Raw genomic sequence first — 14,757 nt, 5'->3', positions numbered from 1 at the left:
GGCGCCCAGACTGTCATGTTCGCGGCGCAGAAGGGAAGGTCCCTCGAAGAGGTCTCCGGAGACCGCCCGGGACCCTCCCGGGACCCTCCCGAGGCCCTCCGGAGACCTCCCGACGGGACGGTTCCGGAACGACTGCCGGCGGCCCGGGGAAGGCGTTCCCCGGGCCGCCGCCGGCCGCGCGTGTCCGATCCGCACAGTCCGATCCGCACAGTCCGATCCGTGAAGTGCGGTCCGTCCCTGCAGTCCGATCCGTGCAGCTCCAGCCGTCAGCCGAGACCGTTGGACTTCAGCCAGTCCTTGGCCACCGCCGACGGGTCCTCCTTGTCCACCGCGACGCGCTTCATCAGCGCCGTCAGCCCAGCCGTGTCGAGCTTGGCGGACACCGCGTTGAGCGCCGCCGCCGCCGTGGCGTCCACACCCGCCTTGTTGACCAGCGGGGTGACGTTCTGCGCGCCGAAGGCGTTCTTCGGATCGGCCAGCGGCACGAGCTTGTACTGGACGATCTTCGGGTCGGTGGTGAACACGTTGCCGACCTGGATCCCGCCGTCCTTGAGCGCGTTGGCGGTGGTGTCGGCGCTGGGCTTCCACTCCTTGAAGGTCAGCCCGTAGACGTCCTTGAACTGCTGCTCGCGGCGGGACTTGAACTCCGGCGGTCCGCCGATGGTGAACTCGCCGGCCTTCGCGGCCAGGTCGGAGATGCTCTTGAGGCCGTACTTGTCGGCGGTCTCCTGGGTGACGCTGAGCGAGTCCTTGTCCTCGGCGGGGGAGGAGTCGAGGATCCCCAGCGCGGCGGGCAGCGTCTTGGCGAGCGCCGCGTTCACGTCCTGGGTGCTGACGGCGGTGGACTTGGCGTCCAGGTAGGCGAGCAGCGCGCCGTTGTACTCGGGCAGGACGGTCAGGTTGCCGCTCTGCAGCTGCCCGTAGAGCACCTCGCGGCTGCCGATGTTGAACTTCTCCTCGACCTTGACGCCCTTGGCCTTGAGGGCCTGCGAGTAGATCGAGCCCAGCAGGACGTTCTCCGGGAAGTTCGCCGAGCCGACGACCACGGTCGACCCGGAGCCGCCCGCGCCGGCCGCACCGCCGGAGCTGCCCGCGCCGGTGGCCGCCGAGGTGCTCGAGCCCCCGCCGAGCGGGTCGCCGCCGGAGGAGCCGCAGGCGGTGGCGCCGAGGGCGAGTGCGGCGAGCGTGCCGAGGACGAGGGCACGCCGGCTTCGCTTCATTGTCGACATGGTGACAGGTGTCCTTCCGGAGATGATGGGGAGAGGAGGTTCAGCGGGCCCGGTGCTGGGCGCGCACCCCGGGCGGGAGCGCGAACCGGGCGAGCAGGGCGAAGAACAGCTGGGCCGCGACCGCGAGCAGCACCACCAGCAGTGCCCCGCCCACCGTCACGGCGTACTTGCGGGTCGCCAGCCCGTCAATGACGTAGCGGCCGAGCCCGCCCAGCCCGACGTACGCGGCCACCGTGGCGGTCGCGATCACCTGGACGGTCGCGGTGCGGAAGCCCGCGAGCAGGGTCGGCGCGGCCGAGGGCAGGCAGACCTGCCGCAGCACCTGGGGGTGGGTCAGGCCGATGCCCCGCGCGGCGTCCCGGACGTCCGGGTCGGTGCCGCGCACCCCCTCGACGGCGGCCACCAGCAGCGGCGGCGCCGCGAGCGCGACCAGCGGGACCAGGACGGCCGTGTCGCCGACCCCGGCGAGCAGCACCGCCAGCGTCACCAGGCCGAGGGTGGGCAGGGCGCGGGCGGCGCCGGCCAGCGCGGTCACCACGGTGACGCCGCGCCCGGTGTAGCCGATCAGCAGCCCGAGCGGGACGGCGAGCAGCGCCGCGTACAGCAGGGCCTCGCCGGAGAGCAGCAGGTGCTCGGAGATCCGGTGCAGGATCGAGTCCGGACCGCTGCGGTGGTCCGGAGCGGTGAAGAAGTCGCCCAGCCAGTTCAGCCAGTTCACGAGCCCGCCCCCTGCTCCCGGACGGCCCAGGGTGCGAGCATCCGCCGGGCGCCCACCAGCAGCAGGTCGACGGCGAGCGCGAGGACGGCGATCAGCGCGATGCCCGCCACGATCGGGGTCGGGAAGGTGCGCTGGAAGCCGTCGATGAACAGGTAGCCCAGGCCGCCGCGTCCGACCAGCGCCCCGACGCTGGCCAGCGAGATGCTGGACACCGCCGCGACCCGGAGCCCGGCGATCAGGTACGGGACGGCGGCGGGCAGTTCGACCGAGGTCAGCCGGTGCCAGGGCCCGTACCCCATCGCGGTCGCGGCCTGCCGGACGGCGTCCGGGACGGCGCGCAGCCCGTCCACCGTGGTCGGCAGCAGGACGGCGAGGGCGTAGAAGGTGAGCGGAACCATCACGGTCGCCTGGGTGGCGAGCCCGGTGTACGGGATCAGCACCACGAACACGGCCAGCGAGGGCAGCGCGTAGACGATGTTGAAGACGGCCGCCAGCGGCTGGTAGAGCCGGGGGAAGCGGGCACAGGCCAGACCGAGCGGCACGGCCAACAGCAGGCCGATGAGCACGGGGACGAGGGCGATCACGGCGTGGTCGGCGAGCAGGTGGCCGAGGTAGCCGAGGTGGTCGCCGATCCAGTACCAGCGGACGATCGGTTCATCGTCCACCGTGGGCTCCGTCCGAGGCGTCGCCGGCGGATGTGCCGTCGGTGGATGTGCCGACTGCGGGTGCGCCGTCGGTGGGGGCACCGACTGCGGGTGCGCCGTCGGTGGAGGCGCCGACTGCGGGTGCGCCGACTGCGGCTGCGCCGTCGGTGGAGGTGATGCCGTCGGGTCGGAGCGCGGCGAGGACGGCCTCGCGGCTCGCGGTGCCGGTGGCCCGGCCCTCGGCGTCCAGCGCCACCGCGACCCCGGCGGGGGAGAGGACGGCGGCGTCCAGCGCGGTGCGCAGGGTGTCGGTGTCCGGCCGGAAGGAGGCGACCGGGTGCAGCTCGGTGGTGACGGCGTCGCGGTCGATCCAGCCGATCGGGCGGCGCTCGTCGTCCAGCGCCAACTCCCAGGCCCCGTACGCCAGTCCGTCCTTGAGCCGGTCCTGGACACCGCTCTTGAGCCCATCCGGGGACCCCTTGCCCACCGGCCGCAGCGCGACGGCGCGCGCGGGGCGCAGGCCGAGGCCGCGCAGGCCGCGGTCGCGGCCGAGGAAGGCGGCGACGCCGTCGTCGGCGGGGGTGGTGAGCAGGGTGTGCGGGTCGGCCAGCTGGGCGATCCGGCCGTGCTCTCGCAGCACCACCACCTGGTCGCCGAGCCGGACGGCCTCCTCGATGTCGTGGGTGACGAACAGCACCGTCTTGTGCAGCTCGGACTGCAGCCGCAGCAGCTCCTCCTGGAGCCCGGCGCGCACTACCGGGTCCACGGCGCTGAAGGGTTCGTCCATCAGCAGCACCGGCGGATCGGCTGCCAGGGCGCGGGCCACGCCGACCCGCTGCTGCTGGCCGCCGGACAGCTGGAACGGGTACCGCTTGGCGGTCTCGGGCGCGAGCCCGACCAGTTCGAGCAGTTCGGCGGCCCGGGCGCGGGCCTTCTTGCGGTCCCATCCGAGCAGGTAGGGGACGGTGGCGATGTTGTCGATCACCTTGCGGTGCGGGAAGAGCCCGGCCTGCTGGATCACGTACCCGATGCCGCGCCGCAGCTTGGCGGGCTCCAGCTTCGCGACGTCGGCGCCGTCCAGCAGCACCCGGCCCGAGGTGGGTTCGACCATCCGGTTGACCATGCGCAGCAGGGTGGTCTTGCCGCAGCCGGACGGTCCCACCAGGACGGTTATCCGACCGGTCGGAACCTCAAGGTCCAAGCCCTCGACGGCGATGGTGCCGTCGGGGTGGCGCTTTCCGGCGCCCTCGAATCTGATCACAGGGTGTTTCCTCGTCAGGGCGCCCCGGGGAGGCGGCGCCTGTGTCGGTCGGTCGTTCGGGTCGTTCGGTGACGGCGGTTTCAAGCGCCCGGGCGTACTTCCGCCCGCGTGGCTGCCCAGCTTTGGACCGGCGGAAACTCTGATCAGAGTATGACCTGCATCATCTCCTGTCCCTGATTTACCGTCCGGGCACGCGGCAGGGCTCCGCGCTCAGCCGCCCTGACGGGTCGGCAGGCCGGCCGCCGCCCAGCCGACGAACCCGCCGTCCAGGTCGGTCGCCCGGTGCAGCCCCAGTTCGCGGAGCGAGGCGGCGGCCAGACTGGAGGCGTAGCCCTCCGAGCAGACCACGATCACCTCGATGTCGTAGCCCGAGGCTTCGGGGATCCGGTGGCTCCCCGTCGGGTCGAGCCGCCACTCCAGCACGTTGCGCTCGATGATCAGCGAGCCCGGGATCTCCCCCTCGGCCGCCCGCTGCGCCGCCGGGCGGATGTCCACCAGCAGCGCGCCGTCCAGCTGGGCCTGGTACGCATCCCTGGCGCGCGGGCGGTGGACGCCCTCGCGGGCCCGCTCCACCAGGTCGTCGATCGTGGTCACCATTGTTCGGGTCCTTCCTCGGAGGTGCGGACGAGCCCGCCGGCCCGCAGGTCGTAGTGCGCCATCGAGCTCAGCGGGGGCGAGTAGGCGTGCAGGGTGACGGCGGGCCCGGACGCGGTGTTGCGCACATCGTGCACGTACTCGGGGCCGAAGGCGCGGGCGGTGCCGGCCGGGACACGGCGGATCAGCAGGCCCTGCTCCGGTCCGCCGAGGGAGAGCTCCTCCAACTCGCCGAGGGCGACGGCGAACGCGCCGCGGGAGCCGCCGTGGTCGTGGAAGCCGGTGGACTGTCCGGGCAGCCAACTGATCAGCCACACCTCGTGGTCGTCCTCGGCGACCAGGCGCCGGTACCAGCGCTCCTCGGTGGACAGGCGGACGTGGTGGATCCACCGGTCGGGCTGCTCGGCCAGCTCGCGGACGATGGTCCGCAGCGAACTGGGGGTGAGCGGGGCCCGGGCTTCCACCGTCGTGGGAGCCGCCGTGGGCGGAGCGGCCGTCGGGTTCTCGGAGACGGGGGCCGGGCTGGGGTGCGGGCTCATCGGGGCGTCCTCGGGTGCGCGGGAACGTCGGCAGGGTGCGCCCGGGTCCGGCGGCGGTGGACGGGCTCGGGCCGACGGGGCGGCTCGGCACGCACGGGGTGCGCCGGGGGAGGGCGGGAGGTCAGGACTGCGAGTACGGGTGCGCGGCGCGGGCCCTGGCAGGCGTCACAGGGCGGGACCGGCGGGGGAGAGCAAGGTCAACAGGCACAGATGGAACTCGCCTGGCGTCGCAGATCGACGTGCAGGCGGCAGACCAGAGTGGCGCCGGAGTCCATGCGCCGGATCCTTCCCGAGCGAAGCGGAGGAAGTCAAGCCGGGCCCTCGGTCCGGCCGCGCCGGTCGGTCCCGGTCCCGGCCGCGCCGGTCGGTCCCGGTCCCGGCCGCGCCGGTCCCGGTCCCGGCCGCGCGGGTCGTTCCCGGTCCTGCCCGCCCCGCACCCCGGCTGCCCGGTGCCGGTCGGTTGAGCGGCCGCATGAGTGGTCGGATGAGCGGTCGGATGAGCGGTCGGACGAGCGGCCGCGCGAGTGGCCGCATGAGTAAGGAGGCCACTCTCGGGGTAGATGACCGTTTCATCCCACCCAGGACCGTCCGCGTGTCCGCGTAACAAGACCGCCCCAGACGCGTTACCGCCAACGTATTGTCAGGCCACCAAGGCCCGGCCTACCGTCTACAGATCGCTTTCTACGCACGTAGACCCCTGCGGATCCCCGAGCGGATCCGCGGGTGAGACCCGCCCCGTCAACCATCGGACCGCGGGCCCGACCGTACGGCCGGACCGCGGAGTTGCGGAGGTACCCATGTCGCAGATCGTCCGTGCCGCGCTCGTCCAGACCCGCTGGACCGGCGACCAGGAGAGCATGATCGCCCTCCACGAGCGGTACGCCCGCGAGGCCGCCGCCCAGGGAGCGAAGATCATCGGCTTCCAGGAGGTCTTCAACTCCCCGTACTTCTGTCAGGTCCAGGAGCCCGAGCACTACCGCTGGGCCGAGGCCGTCCCGGACGGCCCGACCGTGCGCCGGATGCAGGACCTCGCCCGCGAACTCGGGCTGGTCATCGTCGTCCCGGTGTACGAGGAGGAGCAGACCGGCGTCTACTACAACACCGCCGCGGTGATCGACGCCGACGGCAGCTACCTCGGCAAGTACCGCAAGCACCACATCCCGCAGGTCAAGGGGTTCTGGGAGAAGTACTACTTCAAGCCCGGCAACCTCGGCTGGCCGGTGTTCGACACCGCCGTCGGCAAGGTCGGCGTCTACATCTGCTACGACCGCCACTTCCCCGAGGGATGGCGCGCCCTGGGCCTGGCCGGCGCGCAGATCGTCTACAACCCCTCCGCCACCAGCCGCGGCCTGTCCGCCTACCTCTGGCAGCTCGAACAGCCCGCCGCGGCCGTCGCCAACGAGTACTTCGTCGCCGCCATCAACCGCGTCGGCACCGAGGAGTACGGCGACAACGACTTCTACGGCACCTCCTACTTCGTGGACCCGCGCGGCCAGTTCGTCGGCGACGTCGCCTCGGACAAGGAGGAGGAGCTCGTCGTGCGCGACCTCGACCTCGGCCTGATCGAACAGGTCCGCCAGCAGTGGGCGTTCTACCGCGACCGCCGCCCCGACGCCTACGGACCGCTCGCCGAGGCCTGAGGAGCAGCCCGATGACCACCCGCGACCCGCAGCAGCGCACCGTCATCCGCGGCGGCCTCGTCATCACGGCCACCGAGGAACTCCACGCCGACGTCCTGGTCGAGGGCGAGCGCGTCGCCGCCCTCGCCGCCACCGGCAGCTCCGCCGCCGAGGCCTGGACCGCCGACACCGTCATCGACGCCACCGGCCACTACGTCATCCCGGGCGGCGTCGACGCCCACACCCACATGGAGCTGCCGTTCGGCGGCACCGCGGCATCCGACACCTTCGAGACCGGCACCCGGGCCGCCGCCTGGGGCGGCACCACCACCATCGTCGACTTCGCCGTCCAGCCGGTCGGCGGCTCGCTGCGCGAGGGCCTGGACGCCTGGCACGCCAAGGCCGACGGCAACTGCGCCGTCGACTACGCCTTCCACACCATCGTCTCCGACGTCAACGAGGGTGTGCTGAAGGAGATGGACGCCCTCGTCGACTCCGGTGAGTCCACCTCCTTCAAGCTCTTCATGGCCTACCCCGGCGTCTTCTACAGCGACGACGGCCGCATCCTGCGCGCGATGCAGCGGGGTGCCGCCAACGGCGGGCTGATCATGATGCACGCCGAGAACGGCATCGCGATCGACGTCCTGGTCGAACAGGCGCTTGCCGCCGGGAAGACCGCCCCGCGCTACCACGGCGAGGTCCGCCGCGAACTGCTGGAGGCCGAGGCCACCCACCGGGCGATCAAGCTCGCGCAGGTGGCCGGCAGCCCGCTCTACGTGGTGCACGTCTCCGCCGCGGCCGCCCTCGCCGAACTCGCCCGGGCCCGCGACGCCGGGCTCAACGTCTTCGGCGAGACCTGCCCGCAGTACCTGTTCCTCTCCACCGACAACCTCGCCGAGGAGGGCGCCGACGGCTTCGAGGGCGCCAAGTACGTCTGCAGCACGCCGCTGCGGCCGCGCGAGCACCAGGAGGCGCTCTGGCGCGGGCTGCGCACCAACGACCTCCAGGTGGTCTCCACCGACCACTGCCCGTTCTGCTTCGTCGGGCAGAAGGAGCTCGGGCGCGGCGACTTCTCGAAGATCCCCAACGGCCTTCCGGGCGTGGAGAACCGGATGGACCTGCTCCACCAGGCCGTCGTGGACGGGCACATCAGCCGGCGCCGCTGGGTCGAGATCGCCTGCACCACACCCGCCCGGATGTTCGGGCTGCACCCGCGCAAGGGCACCATCGCGCCGGGCGCCGACGCCGACCTCGTCGTCTACGACCCCACCGCGGTGCAGACCGTGTCCGCCGCGACCCACCACATGAACGTGGACTACTCCGCGTACGAGGGGCGCCGGCTCACCGGGCGGGTGCGGACGGTGCTCTCGCGGGGCACCGTCGTGCTGGACGACGGCAGTTGGCTCGGCCGGGCCGGGCACGGCACCTTCCTGCGCCGCGACACCTGCCAGTACCTGGTCTGAACCCGTACGTCCCTTGTCGACCCGCCGCCGCCCGGGCCGCACCGGCGGTCGGGCGGCGGTCCCACCCTTGCCATTGGAGCCAGTTATGGACATCGGCCTCGTCCTGCAGACCGACCCGCCCGCCCGCCTGCTCATCGACCGGATGATCCGCGCCGAGCAGGCCGGGTTCAGCCACGGCTGGACCTTCGACTCCTGCGTCCTGTGGCAGGAGCCCTTCGTCATCTACAGCCGGATCCTCGCCGAGACCGAGCGGCTGACCGTCGGCCCGATGGTCACCAACCCCTCCACCCGCACCTGGGAGGTCACCGCCTCCCTCTTCGCCACGCTCAACGACATGTACGGCAACCGCACGGTCTGCGGGATCGGCCGCGGTGACTCCGCCATGCGGGTCGCCGGACGCCACCCCGCCACCCTCGCCCGGCTCTCTCAAGCCATGCACGCCATCAAGGAGCTGGCCGAGGGGCGCACCGTCGAGGTGGACGGCACCGAGATGCACCTGCCGTGGGTCGGCCCCGGTGCGTCGCTGCCGATCTGGATGGGTGCGTACGGGCCGAAGGCGCTCGCGCTGACGGGGCATCAAGCTGACGGATTCATCCTGCAGTTGGCCGATCCGTACCTCACGGAGTTCATGGTCAAGCGGGTGCGGGCCGCCGCCGTCGAGGCCGGCCGGGACCCTGACTCGGTCACCATCTGTGTCGCCGCCCCCGCCTACGTCACCGTCGACGACTCTCCCGCTGCGCTCGCCCACGCCCGGGAGCAGTGCCGCTGGTTCGGCGGGATGGTCGGCAACCACGTGGCCGACCTGGTCACCCATTACGGAGAGCACTCCGACCTGGTGCCGGAGGCGCTCACCGACTACATCAAGAACCGCCAGGGCTACGACTACAGCCACCACGGCCGGGCCGGGAACCCGGACACGGCCTTCGTCCCGGACGAGATCGTGGACCGCTTCTGCCTGATCGGCCCGGCGGAGGCGCAGCGCGCCCGACTGGCGGAACTCCGCTCGCTCGGCGTCGACCAGTTCGCCGTCTACGCCATGCATGACGCGATCGAGACCACCATCGACGCCTACGGGACGGACGTCATCCCCCACCTCTGATTCTTTCGTGAACCCAGTTGCAGCAGACGGGAGTTGCCCATGGCCGACACCGTGACCGGCGGCGGCAGACAGCGGCAGCACCCCGACGGCCGGGTCGAACTCGACCCGGCCACCGGGGAGTTGCCTTCCAACGGCTTCACCAGCGACGACCTGCGGCCGGTCCCGGTGGCGCGGCGCACCTGGACCACCTACAACTTCCTCGCGCTCTGGGTCGGCATGGCCCACAACATCCCCTCCTGGACGCTGGCTTCGGGCCTGGTCGCGATCGGGATGGACTGGAAACAGGCGGTGCTGACCATCGCACTCGCCAACCTGATCGTGCTCATACCGATGCTGCTCACCGGGCACGCCGGCACCAAGTACGGCATCCCGTTCCCGGTGTTCGCCAGGGCGTCGTTCGGGCTGCGCGGCGCCAACCTGCCCGCGCTCGTCCGGGCGGCGGTGGCCTGTGCCTGGTTCGGCATCCAGACCTGGATCGGCGGGGAGGGAATCTTCCTGCTGGCGGGCAAGCTGTTCGGCGAATCCTGGCGCACCGCGGAGGAGTTCGTCGGATACCCGTGGACCCAGTGGCTCTCCTTCCTGGTGTTCTGGCTGATCGAGATGGCCGTCATCGCCAGGGGGATGGAGGCGCTGCGGCGCTTCGAGAACTGGGCGGCGCCGTTCGTCATCGTCGGCGCGCTCGCGCTGCTGGTGTGGATCACCGTCAAGGCGGGCGGGTTCGGGCCGCTGCTCGACCAGCCGTCCAAGCTGGGGTGGGGCAGCGAGTTCTGGAAGGTCTTCTTCCCGACGCTGATGGGCATGATCGGGTTCTGGTCCACGCTGTCGCTCAACATCCCGGACTTCACCCGCTTCGGCGGCAGCCAGCGCGCCCAGATCCGTGGCCAGGCGCTCGGGCTGCCGACCACGATGACGCTCTTCGCGCTGTTGTCCGTGCTGGTCACCTCGGGCTCCCAGGCGGTCTACGGCGAAGCGGTGTGGGACCCGATCCAGCTCGCCGCGAAGATGGAGAACCCGGTCGGCATCCTGTTCGCGCTGCTGACCGTCCTGGTCGCGACCCTGTCGGTGAACATCGCGGCCAACGTGGTCTCCCCGGCGTACGACCTCGCCAACCTGCTGCCCCGGTTCGTCAACTTCCGTACCGGGGCGCTGATCACGGGCGTGGTCGGGATCGCGATCTTCCCGTGGCGGCTGATCTCCGACCCGCACGTCTACATCTTCACCTGGCTGGGCGTGGTCGGCGGGCTGCTCGGCACGGTCGCCGGGGTGCTGATCGCGGACTACTGGCTGCTGCGCGGCACCCGCCTCGACCTCGCCGAGCTGTACCGGCCGGGCGGGGCGTACTGGTACAGGGGCGGGTGGAACTGGCGGGCCGTGACGGCGCTGCTGGTCGGCGGCCTGCTGGCGGTGGGCGGCTCGTACTCCACCGTCGACGCGCACGGCGCCAAGCAGGGCCCGTTCCCGGTCGACGGGCTCATTCCGGTCCTCAAGCCGCTCGCCGACTACGGCTGGGCCGTCGGGCTCGCGGCGGCGGCGGGGCTCTACGTGCTCCTCAACCTCCGGCGACGGGTGGTGACGGGGGACAGATGACAGATGTGGAAATCTGTCATCTGTCATCTGTCATCTGTCGTCTGTTCGTTGTGATCTGTGATGTGTCCGCTGTCCGCTGTCCGCTGTCAGCCGCCCCCGGTTGCCCTGACCCGTTCGACGGCGGCAAGGACCTTCGCCGCGCCGTCCTCGGTGGCGAGGGTGGCGGCGACGGCTCGGGCGCGGGTGCGGTAGCGGGGGGTGTCCAGGGTGCGGCGGAGGGCGGTGGCGAGGCGGGCGGGGGTGAGGGCCCGGAGGGGGACGGCGCCGGGGGAGACGCCGAGGGCGGCGAGTCGGGCGGACCAGAACGGGGCGTCCAATTGGGCGGGGACGGGGATGGTCGGGGTGCCGGAGCGGAGGGCGGCAGCCGTGGTGCCGGCGCCCGCGTGGTGGACCACGGCGGCTGTGCGGGGGAACAGCCAGTCGTGCGGGGTGTCGCCGATGGTCAGTACGGTGTCCGAGTCCTCGGCGGCCAGGCCGCTCCAGCCCGTCTGCAGGAGGAGGCGCACCCGGGCGGTACGGGCGGCGGCGAGGACGGTGGCGGTGAGTCGTTCCGGGTCCGGGACGACCAGGCTGCCGAAGCCGACGAACACCGGCGGTGGACCGGCGGCGAGGAAGTCGACCAGCCGGTCCGGGGGTTGCCAGTCCGGCTGCGTGGCCGGCCACCAGTAGCCCGCCACGTCCAGCCGGGGGTGCCAGTCGGCCGGGCGCGGGACGACCGTCGGCGAGAACCCGTGCAGGACCGGGTGGTTCCGTCGGGCCCTGCCGATGCCGAGCGGCGGCAGGTCGAGCCGGCGGCGCAGCCCGCGGACGGCCGGGACGAACAACTGGTCGGTCGCGGCCTGGACGGCGTGTCCGGCGAGCAGGTTGCCGGGCCCGGAGAGCGACCGGGTGCCGGTGACGGCGGGAGCGAACTCCCGGGTGGGGGCGATGGGCTGGAGGAACAGCCCGATGGTGGGCAGGCCGGCGGCTTCGGCGGCGACCTGGCCGAGCGCGCTGGTGGTGCTGGTGGTCAGCAGGAGGTCGGTGCCGAGCGCGACCGCCTCGACGATGCCGTCGCCGAGTGAGGGCATGAACTTCCGGCCAAGACGGAGGAGTTGGAGGACGACCGCCGGTCCGCTGCCGGCCTTCAGCAGTCGTCGGCCCTGTTCGGAGGCGAGTTCCGCGCGCGGGTCGAGCGGCAGCGCGCGGAACTCCAGCCCGGCCGACCGTACGGACTGGGCGAAGGTCGTGTGGGTGGCGACGGCCACCTGGTGGCCGGCCGCCCGCAGGCGGACCCCGAGCCCGGTGAAGGGGGCCACGTCGCCACGGGACCCGGCGGTGGCGATCAGGATGCGCATGGCCGCAGTATTCCGGCGCGGACGGTCCGCCGGAAGGACGCCACGCGCGGTCGGGAGGGGGAGGGCGGTGGCCGGTTCCGGACGTTGTGGCCCGTGCGGGTCGGAACCGGGTGGTGGGCGGGGGCGTCCTCCGGGGCAGAGCGCACGGAACGGGGCCGTCGCGCCGCGGACGGGAGGAACGGACGGATGAGCATCGTCGCGTGGATCGTGCTGGGCCTGCTGGCGGGAGCGCTGGCCAAGCTACTGCTGCCGGGCAAGGACCCGGGCGGCCTGATCGTGACCACCCTGATCGGCATCGCCGGGTCCTTCGTCGGCGGCTGGATCGCGTCGCACTTCATGCACCGGTCGATCAACGCGCACTTCTTCGACGGGGCGACCTGGGTGTCGGCGATCGGTGGCGCCCTGGTGTTGCTGATCGTCTACCGGCTGCTCTTCGGCAACTCGCGCCGATGAAGGGTGAGTTCGCCGCGAGAGCGAGGTGAGGGCGAGGCGAAGGGGCGGCGGCGGGGCATGCCGTCCACTCGCGGGTCGTTCGGAGCGGGGGCGGTCCCGGTGGCCGGTTCGCGTGGGTCGTCGGGGGCGCCGGAAACCATTCGGCGCCCTCTCGCGTCCTTCGGTCCGGGCCCGGAGTCTCGATGGGGCCGTCACGCCGATGACGCGAGGGGCGACGGATGAGCTGGATGGCGTGGATCCTGCTGGGCCTGGTGTCGGGGACCTTGGCCAGGATGGCGATGCCGGGCAAGGGTCAGCGCGGGCTGATCGGCACCACCCTGATCGGCATCGCCGGTTCCTACGTCGGCACCTGGATCGTCTCGCACTGGATGCACGGGTCGGTGAAGGTGAGCTTCCTCGACCTGACGACCTGGGTGTCGGCGATCGGCGGCGCGGTGGTGCTGCTCTTCATCTACGGGGTGCTCCTCCGCATCGTCCGGCGCTGACCGGCCGGTGCCGACCGGCCGTCGCCGGCCAGCGGGCGCCGACCGGCCGTCGCGGTCGGCTACCGGGCCGCGGGCGCCGCCGATCCGGCGACCCAGTCGGGCAGTTCCTCCCGCGCGGCGAGCCAGGCGGGCGGGACGTCGGCGAGCCCGGTGCGGGCGGCGACCACCCCGGCGGCGATGGCGCAGGTGGTGTCCTGGTCGCCCCAGCCCTCCAGGGTCTGCCAGAGCGCCTCGGGCAGTGAGTCCGGGTGCCCGGCGGCGGACCACAGGGCGAACGGGACGGTGTCCGGGGCGGAGATCAGGACCCCGGAACCGAGCACGTTGGCGGCGTGGCGGACGCTGGTGTGCCCGGGCAACCGGGCGGCGATCCGCAGTCCGGACCGGACGTCGCTGTCCGGCAGCCGTCCGGCGACCTCGGTCAGCAACTCGGCCCGGCCGGGCGGGGTTTCGCCCCGGCTCCGGACGGCGAACGCCGCCGCGAGGGCGACCGCGACGGCACCGATCACCGCCTCCGGGTGGAAGTGCGTGGTGAGCGCCTGCAGTTCGGCCTGCCGGGCCACCTCGGCCAGGTCGTCGGCGAACCAGGCGCCCAGCGGGGCGGCCCGCATCGCGGCGCCGTTCCCGTGCGAACCCTGGCCCTCGAACTGGCTGGAGGTGATGGCGCGCCAGTCCCCGCCCGCCTGGATCCCGCGTAGCACGCGGTGCATCGACGGGCCGTACTTGCGACCGTACTCGCGCGTGTACTCGGCGGCGAACTCCCCGGCCAGCTCGTCCTGCCGGACCTCGCCGTGGGTGGTGAGGTGACGGACCAGCACGAGCGCCATCGCGGTGTCGTCGGTCCAGTGCCAGGGCGCGGGGCGGACCAGGCGGGCGGCCAGCGCCGAGGGGGCTTCGTCCACCGGGACCGAGAACCAGCGGTCGCCGAAGGCGTCGCCGAGGGCGAGCCCCTGCAGGCTGTCCAGGACAGGACCGGCCGCACGCATGTCATCCTCCATGTGAGATCAACTGTGTGCGGTCAGTATGCCGGGACGGCCGAGGCGCCGACGACCGGATTTTCCTCCGGGCGCCGGCGCCCCGGTCATCCGTGGCTCCCGATCACCTGCCCGGGCTGCGTCACTTGGCCTTCAGGCCGCCGAGGACGAGCTTCCACACGGCTTCGAAGCGGTCGTCGGCCTCGGGGGCGGACCAGGTGGTCGCGTAGGCAGGGTCGTGGAACGGGGCGGTGGCGTCGAAGACGGCGCGGGCGGTGTTGCGGATGTGGGCGAGCTTGAACTCCTTGCCGTCCATGCCGTCCTGGACGATCTGCGCGATCTGGTCGACCAGGGTGTCGATGTGGGCGTCGACGGTGCCGCTGGTCTCCTCCACCAGCACCATGTAGGTCGCGAACAGCTCCGGGTCGTCGAGCGCCTTCTTGCGCTTGGCCGCGAACAGCGTCGTCAGCCAGCGGTGCAGCCGCTCGGCGGCGTGGCCGCCCTCGGTGGAGATGGTCGCGAGCTCGTGGTGCGCCTGGTCGAGCCAGCGCTGGGTGACCGCCTCGCGCAGCGCGGCCTTGCTCGGGAAGTGGCGGTAGACGCTGCTGTGGCTGACGCCGAGGATGCGGGCGACGTCCACGACGGTGGCCTTGGCCGGGCCGAACCGCCGGAGGACGTCCTCCGCCGCGATCAGGATCTGCTCGGCGGTCAGTGTGGTGTCCGTGGTCACGGGGAGGTCCGTCCTTAGGGTCGTGCGG

General features: G+C 72.4%; 16 protein-coding genes. 6 read left to right on the top strand and 10 right to left on the bottom strand.

Annotation, left to right across the window (positions count from 1 at the left end; all coding sequences use genetic code 11):
* Nucleotides 1-266: 266 nt before the first annotated feature.
* The 7 genes from ACZ3TI_RS04155 to ACZ3TI_RS04125 all read right to left on the bottom strand — a co-directional run bounded on the left by ACZ3TI_RS04155 (nt 267) and on the right by ACZ3TI_RS04125 (nt 5,260).
* Complete coding sequence (locus ACZ3TI_RS04155; RefSeq protein ID WP_465723048.1) at nt 267-1,220, bottom strand: ABC transporter substrate-binding protein; 954 nt, start codon at nt 1,218-1,220, stop codon at nt 267-269.
* Nucleotides 1,221-1,269: 49 nt separating this feature from the next.
* A complete protein-coding gene (locus ACZ3TI_RS04150) occupies nt 1,270-1,947 on the bottom strand; it encodes an ABC transporter permease (RefSeq protein WP_465723046.1) in 678 nt (225 codons plus the stop codon).
* Nucleotides 1,944-2,612: an ABC transporter permease gene (locus ACZ3TI_RS04145; protein ID WP_465723044.1), complete on the bottom strand. Its 669-nt coding sequence runs from the start codon at nt 2,610-2,612 to the stop codon at nt 1,944-1,946. The genes ACZ3TI_RS04150 and ACZ3TI_RS04145 overlap by 4 nt, the downstream gene beginning before the upstream one ends.
* Complete coding sequence (locus tag ACZ3TI_RS04140; protein WP_465723042.1) at nt 2,602-3,852, bottom strand: ABC transporter ATP-binding protein; 1,251 nt, start codon at nt 3,850-3,852, stop codon at nt 2,602-2,604. Before ACZ3TI_RS04140 ends, ACZ3TI_RS04145 begins: the two co-directional genes overlap by 11 nt.
* Before the next feature lie 210 nt (nt 3,853-4,062).
* The gene (locus tag ACZ3TI_RS04135) at nt 4,063-4,449 is read right to left on the bottom strand and encodes a rhodanese-like domain-containing protein (RefSeq protein WP_465723040.1); all 387 of its coding nucleotides are present in this window, start codon (nt 4,447-4,449) and stop codon (nt 4,063-4,065) included.
* Nucleotides 4,443-4,985 (bottom strand): cysteine dioxygenase, encoded by a 543-nt coding sequence (locus ACZ3TI_RS04130; protein ID WP_465723038.1) that lies wholly within the window; start codon nt 4,983-4,985, stop codon nt 4,443-4,445. The genes ACZ3TI_RS04135 and ACZ3TI_RS04130 overlap by 7 nt, the downstream gene beginning before the upstream one ends.
* Before the next feature lie 197 nt (nt 4,986-5,182).
* The gene (locus ACZ3TI_RS04125; protein ID WP_107086570.1) at nt 5,183-5,260 is read right to left on the bottom strand and encodes a putative leader peptide; all 78 of its coding nucleotides are present in this window, start codon (nt 5,258-5,260) and stop codon (nt 5,183-5,185) included.
* Between the two features lie 522 nt (nt 5,261-5,782).
* On the opposite strand from ACZ3TI_RS04125, the gene ACZ3TI_RS04120 reads away from it, so the two are divergent.
* The 4 genes from ACZ3TI_RS04120 to ACZ3TI_RS04105 all read left to right on the top strand — a co-directional run bounded on the left by ACZ3TI_RS04120 (nt 5,783) and on the right by ACZ3TI_RS04105 (nt 10,753).
* Nucleotides 5,783-6,625, top strand: a complete 843-nt coding sequence (locus tag ACZ3TI_RS04120; RefSeq protein ID WP_465723036.1) for a nitrilase-related carbon-nitrogen hydrolase — start codon at nt 5,783-5,785, stop codon at nt 6,623-6,625.
* Nucleotides 6,626-6,636: 11 nt separating this feature from the next.
* On the top strand, nt 6,637-8,067 hold the full coding sequence (gene hydA, locus ACZ3TI_RS04115; RefSeq protein WP_465723034.1) for a dihydropyrimidinase: 1,431 nt from the start codon (nt 6,637-6,639) through the stop codon (nt 8,065-8,067).
* 85 nt (nt 8,068-8,152) lie between these two features.
* The gene (locus ACZ3TI_RS04110; protein WP_465723032.1) at nt 8,153-9,166 is read left to right on the top strand and encodes a TIGR03842 family LLM class F420-dependent oxidoreductase; all 1,014 of its coding nucleotides are present in this window, start codon (nt 8,153-8,155) and stop codon (nt 9,164-9,166) included.
* Between the two features lie 39 nt (nt 9,167-9,205).
* Nucleotides 9,206-10,753 (top strand): NCS1 family nucleobase:cation symporter-1, encoded by a 1,548-nt coding sequence (locus tag ACZ3TI_RS04105; RefSeq protein ID WP_465723030.1) that lies wholly within the window; start codon nt 9,206-9,208, stop codon nt 10,751-10,753.
* An 86-nt stretch (nt 10,754-10,839) separates the two neighbouring features.
* On the opposite strand, the gene ACZ3TI_RS04100 is transcribed toward ACZ3TI_RS04105, so the two are convergent.
* Nucleotides 10,840-12,090, bottom strand: coding sequence for a glycosyltransferase (locus tag ACZ3TI_RS04100; RefSeq protein ID WP_465723028.1), 1,251 nt, complete (start codon nt 12,088-12,090; stop codon nt 10,840-10,842).
* Between the two features lie 186 nt (nt 12,091-12,276).
* Between ACZ3TI_RS04100 and ACZ3TI_RS04095 the strand changes: the two genes are divergently transcribed.
* Nucleotides 12,277-12,543 (top strand): GlsB/YeaQ/YmgE family stress response membrane protein, encoded by a 267-nt coding sequence (locus ACZ3TI_RS04095; RefSeq protein ID WP_465723026.1) that lies wholly within the window; start codon nt 12,277-12,279, stop codon nt 12,541-12,543.
* A gap of 218 nt (nt 12,544-12,761) precedes the next feature.
* Nucleotides 12,762-13,028, top strand: a complete 267-nt coding sequence (locus ACZ3TI_RS04090) for a GlsB/YeaQ/YmgE family stress response membrane protein (protein WP_465723024.1) — start codon at nt 12,762-12,764, stop codon at nt 13,026-13,028.
* Nucleotides 13,029-13,087: 59 nt separating this feature from the next.
* On the opposite strand, the gene ACZ3TI_RS04085 is transcribed toward ACZ3TI_RS04090, so the two are convergent.
* The gene (locus tag ACZ3TI_RS04085; protein ID WP_465723022.1) at nt 13,088-14,011 is read right to left on the bottom strand and encodes an ADP-ribosylglycohydrolase family protein; all 924 of its coding nucleotides are present in this window, start codon (nt 14,009-14,011) and stop codon (nt 13,088-13,090) included.
* A 130-nt stretch (nt 14,012-14,141) separates the two neighbouring features.
* Nucleotides 14,142-14,729, bottom strand: a complete 588-nt coding sequence (locus ACZ3TI_RS04080; RefSeq protein WP_465723020.1) for a TetR/AcrR family transcriptional regulator — start codon at nt 14,727-14,729, stop codon at nt 14,142-14,144.
* Between the last annotated feature and the right edge of the window lie 28 nt (nt 14,730-14,757).

Source organism: Kitasatospora sp. NPDC023120, from assembly GCF_055560835.1.
The sequence above is the reverse complement of the archived record's forward strand: the minus strand, read 5'-3'. Positions and strand labels throughout refer to the sequence as shown.

Coding starts and splice junctions, on each gene's coding strand:
- ACZ3TI_RS04155 (WP_465723048.1), bottom strand. CDS start 1,220: ATGAAGCGAAGCCGGCGTGCCCTCGTCCTCGGCACGCTCGCCGCACTC.
- ACZ3TI_RS04135 (WP_465723040.1), bottom strand. CDS start 4,449: ATGGTGACCACGATCGACGACCTGGTGGAGCGGGCCCGCGAGGGCGTC.
- ACZ3TI_RS04130 (WP_465723038.1), bottom strand. CDS start 4,985: ATGAGCCCGCACCCCAGCCCGGCCCCCGTCTCCGAGAACCCGACGGCC.
- ACZ3TI_RS04125 (WP_107086570.1), bottom strand. CDS start 5,260: ATGGACTCCGGCGCCACTCTGGTCTGCCGCCTGCACGTCGATCTGCGA.
- ACZ3TI_RS04120 (WP_465723036.1), top strand. CDS start 5,783: ATGTCGCAGATCGTCCGTGCCGCGCTCGTCCAGACCCGCTGGACCGGC.
- hydA (WP_465723034.1), top strand. CDS start 6,637: ATGACCACCCGCGACCCGCAGCAGCGCACCGTCATCCGCGGCGGCCTC.
- ACZ3TI_RS04110 (WP_465723032.1), top strand. CDS start 8,153: ATGGACATCGGCCTCGTCCTGCAGACCGACCCGCCCGCCCGCCTGCTC.
- ACZ3TI_RS04105 (WP_465723030.1), top strand. CDS start 9,206: ATGGCCGACACCGTGACCGGCGGCGGCAGACAGCGGCAGCACCCCGAC.
- ACZ3TI_RS04100 (WP_465723028.1), bottom strand. CDS start 12,090: ATGCGCATCCTGATCGCCACCGCCGGGTCCCGTGGCGACGTGGCCCCC.
- ACZ3TI_RS04095 (WP_465723026.1), top strand. CDS start 12,277: ATGAGCATCGTCGCGTGGATCGTGCTGGGCCTGCTGGCGGGAGCGCTG.
- ACZ3TI_RS04090 (WP_465723024.1), top strand. CDS start 12,762: ATGAGCTGGATGGCGTGGATCCTGCTGGGCCTGGTGTCGGGGACCTTG.
- ACZ3TI_RS04085 (WP_465723022.1), bottom strand. CDS start 14,011: ATGCGTGCGGCCGGTCCTGTCCTGGACAGCCTGCAGGGGCTCGCCCTC.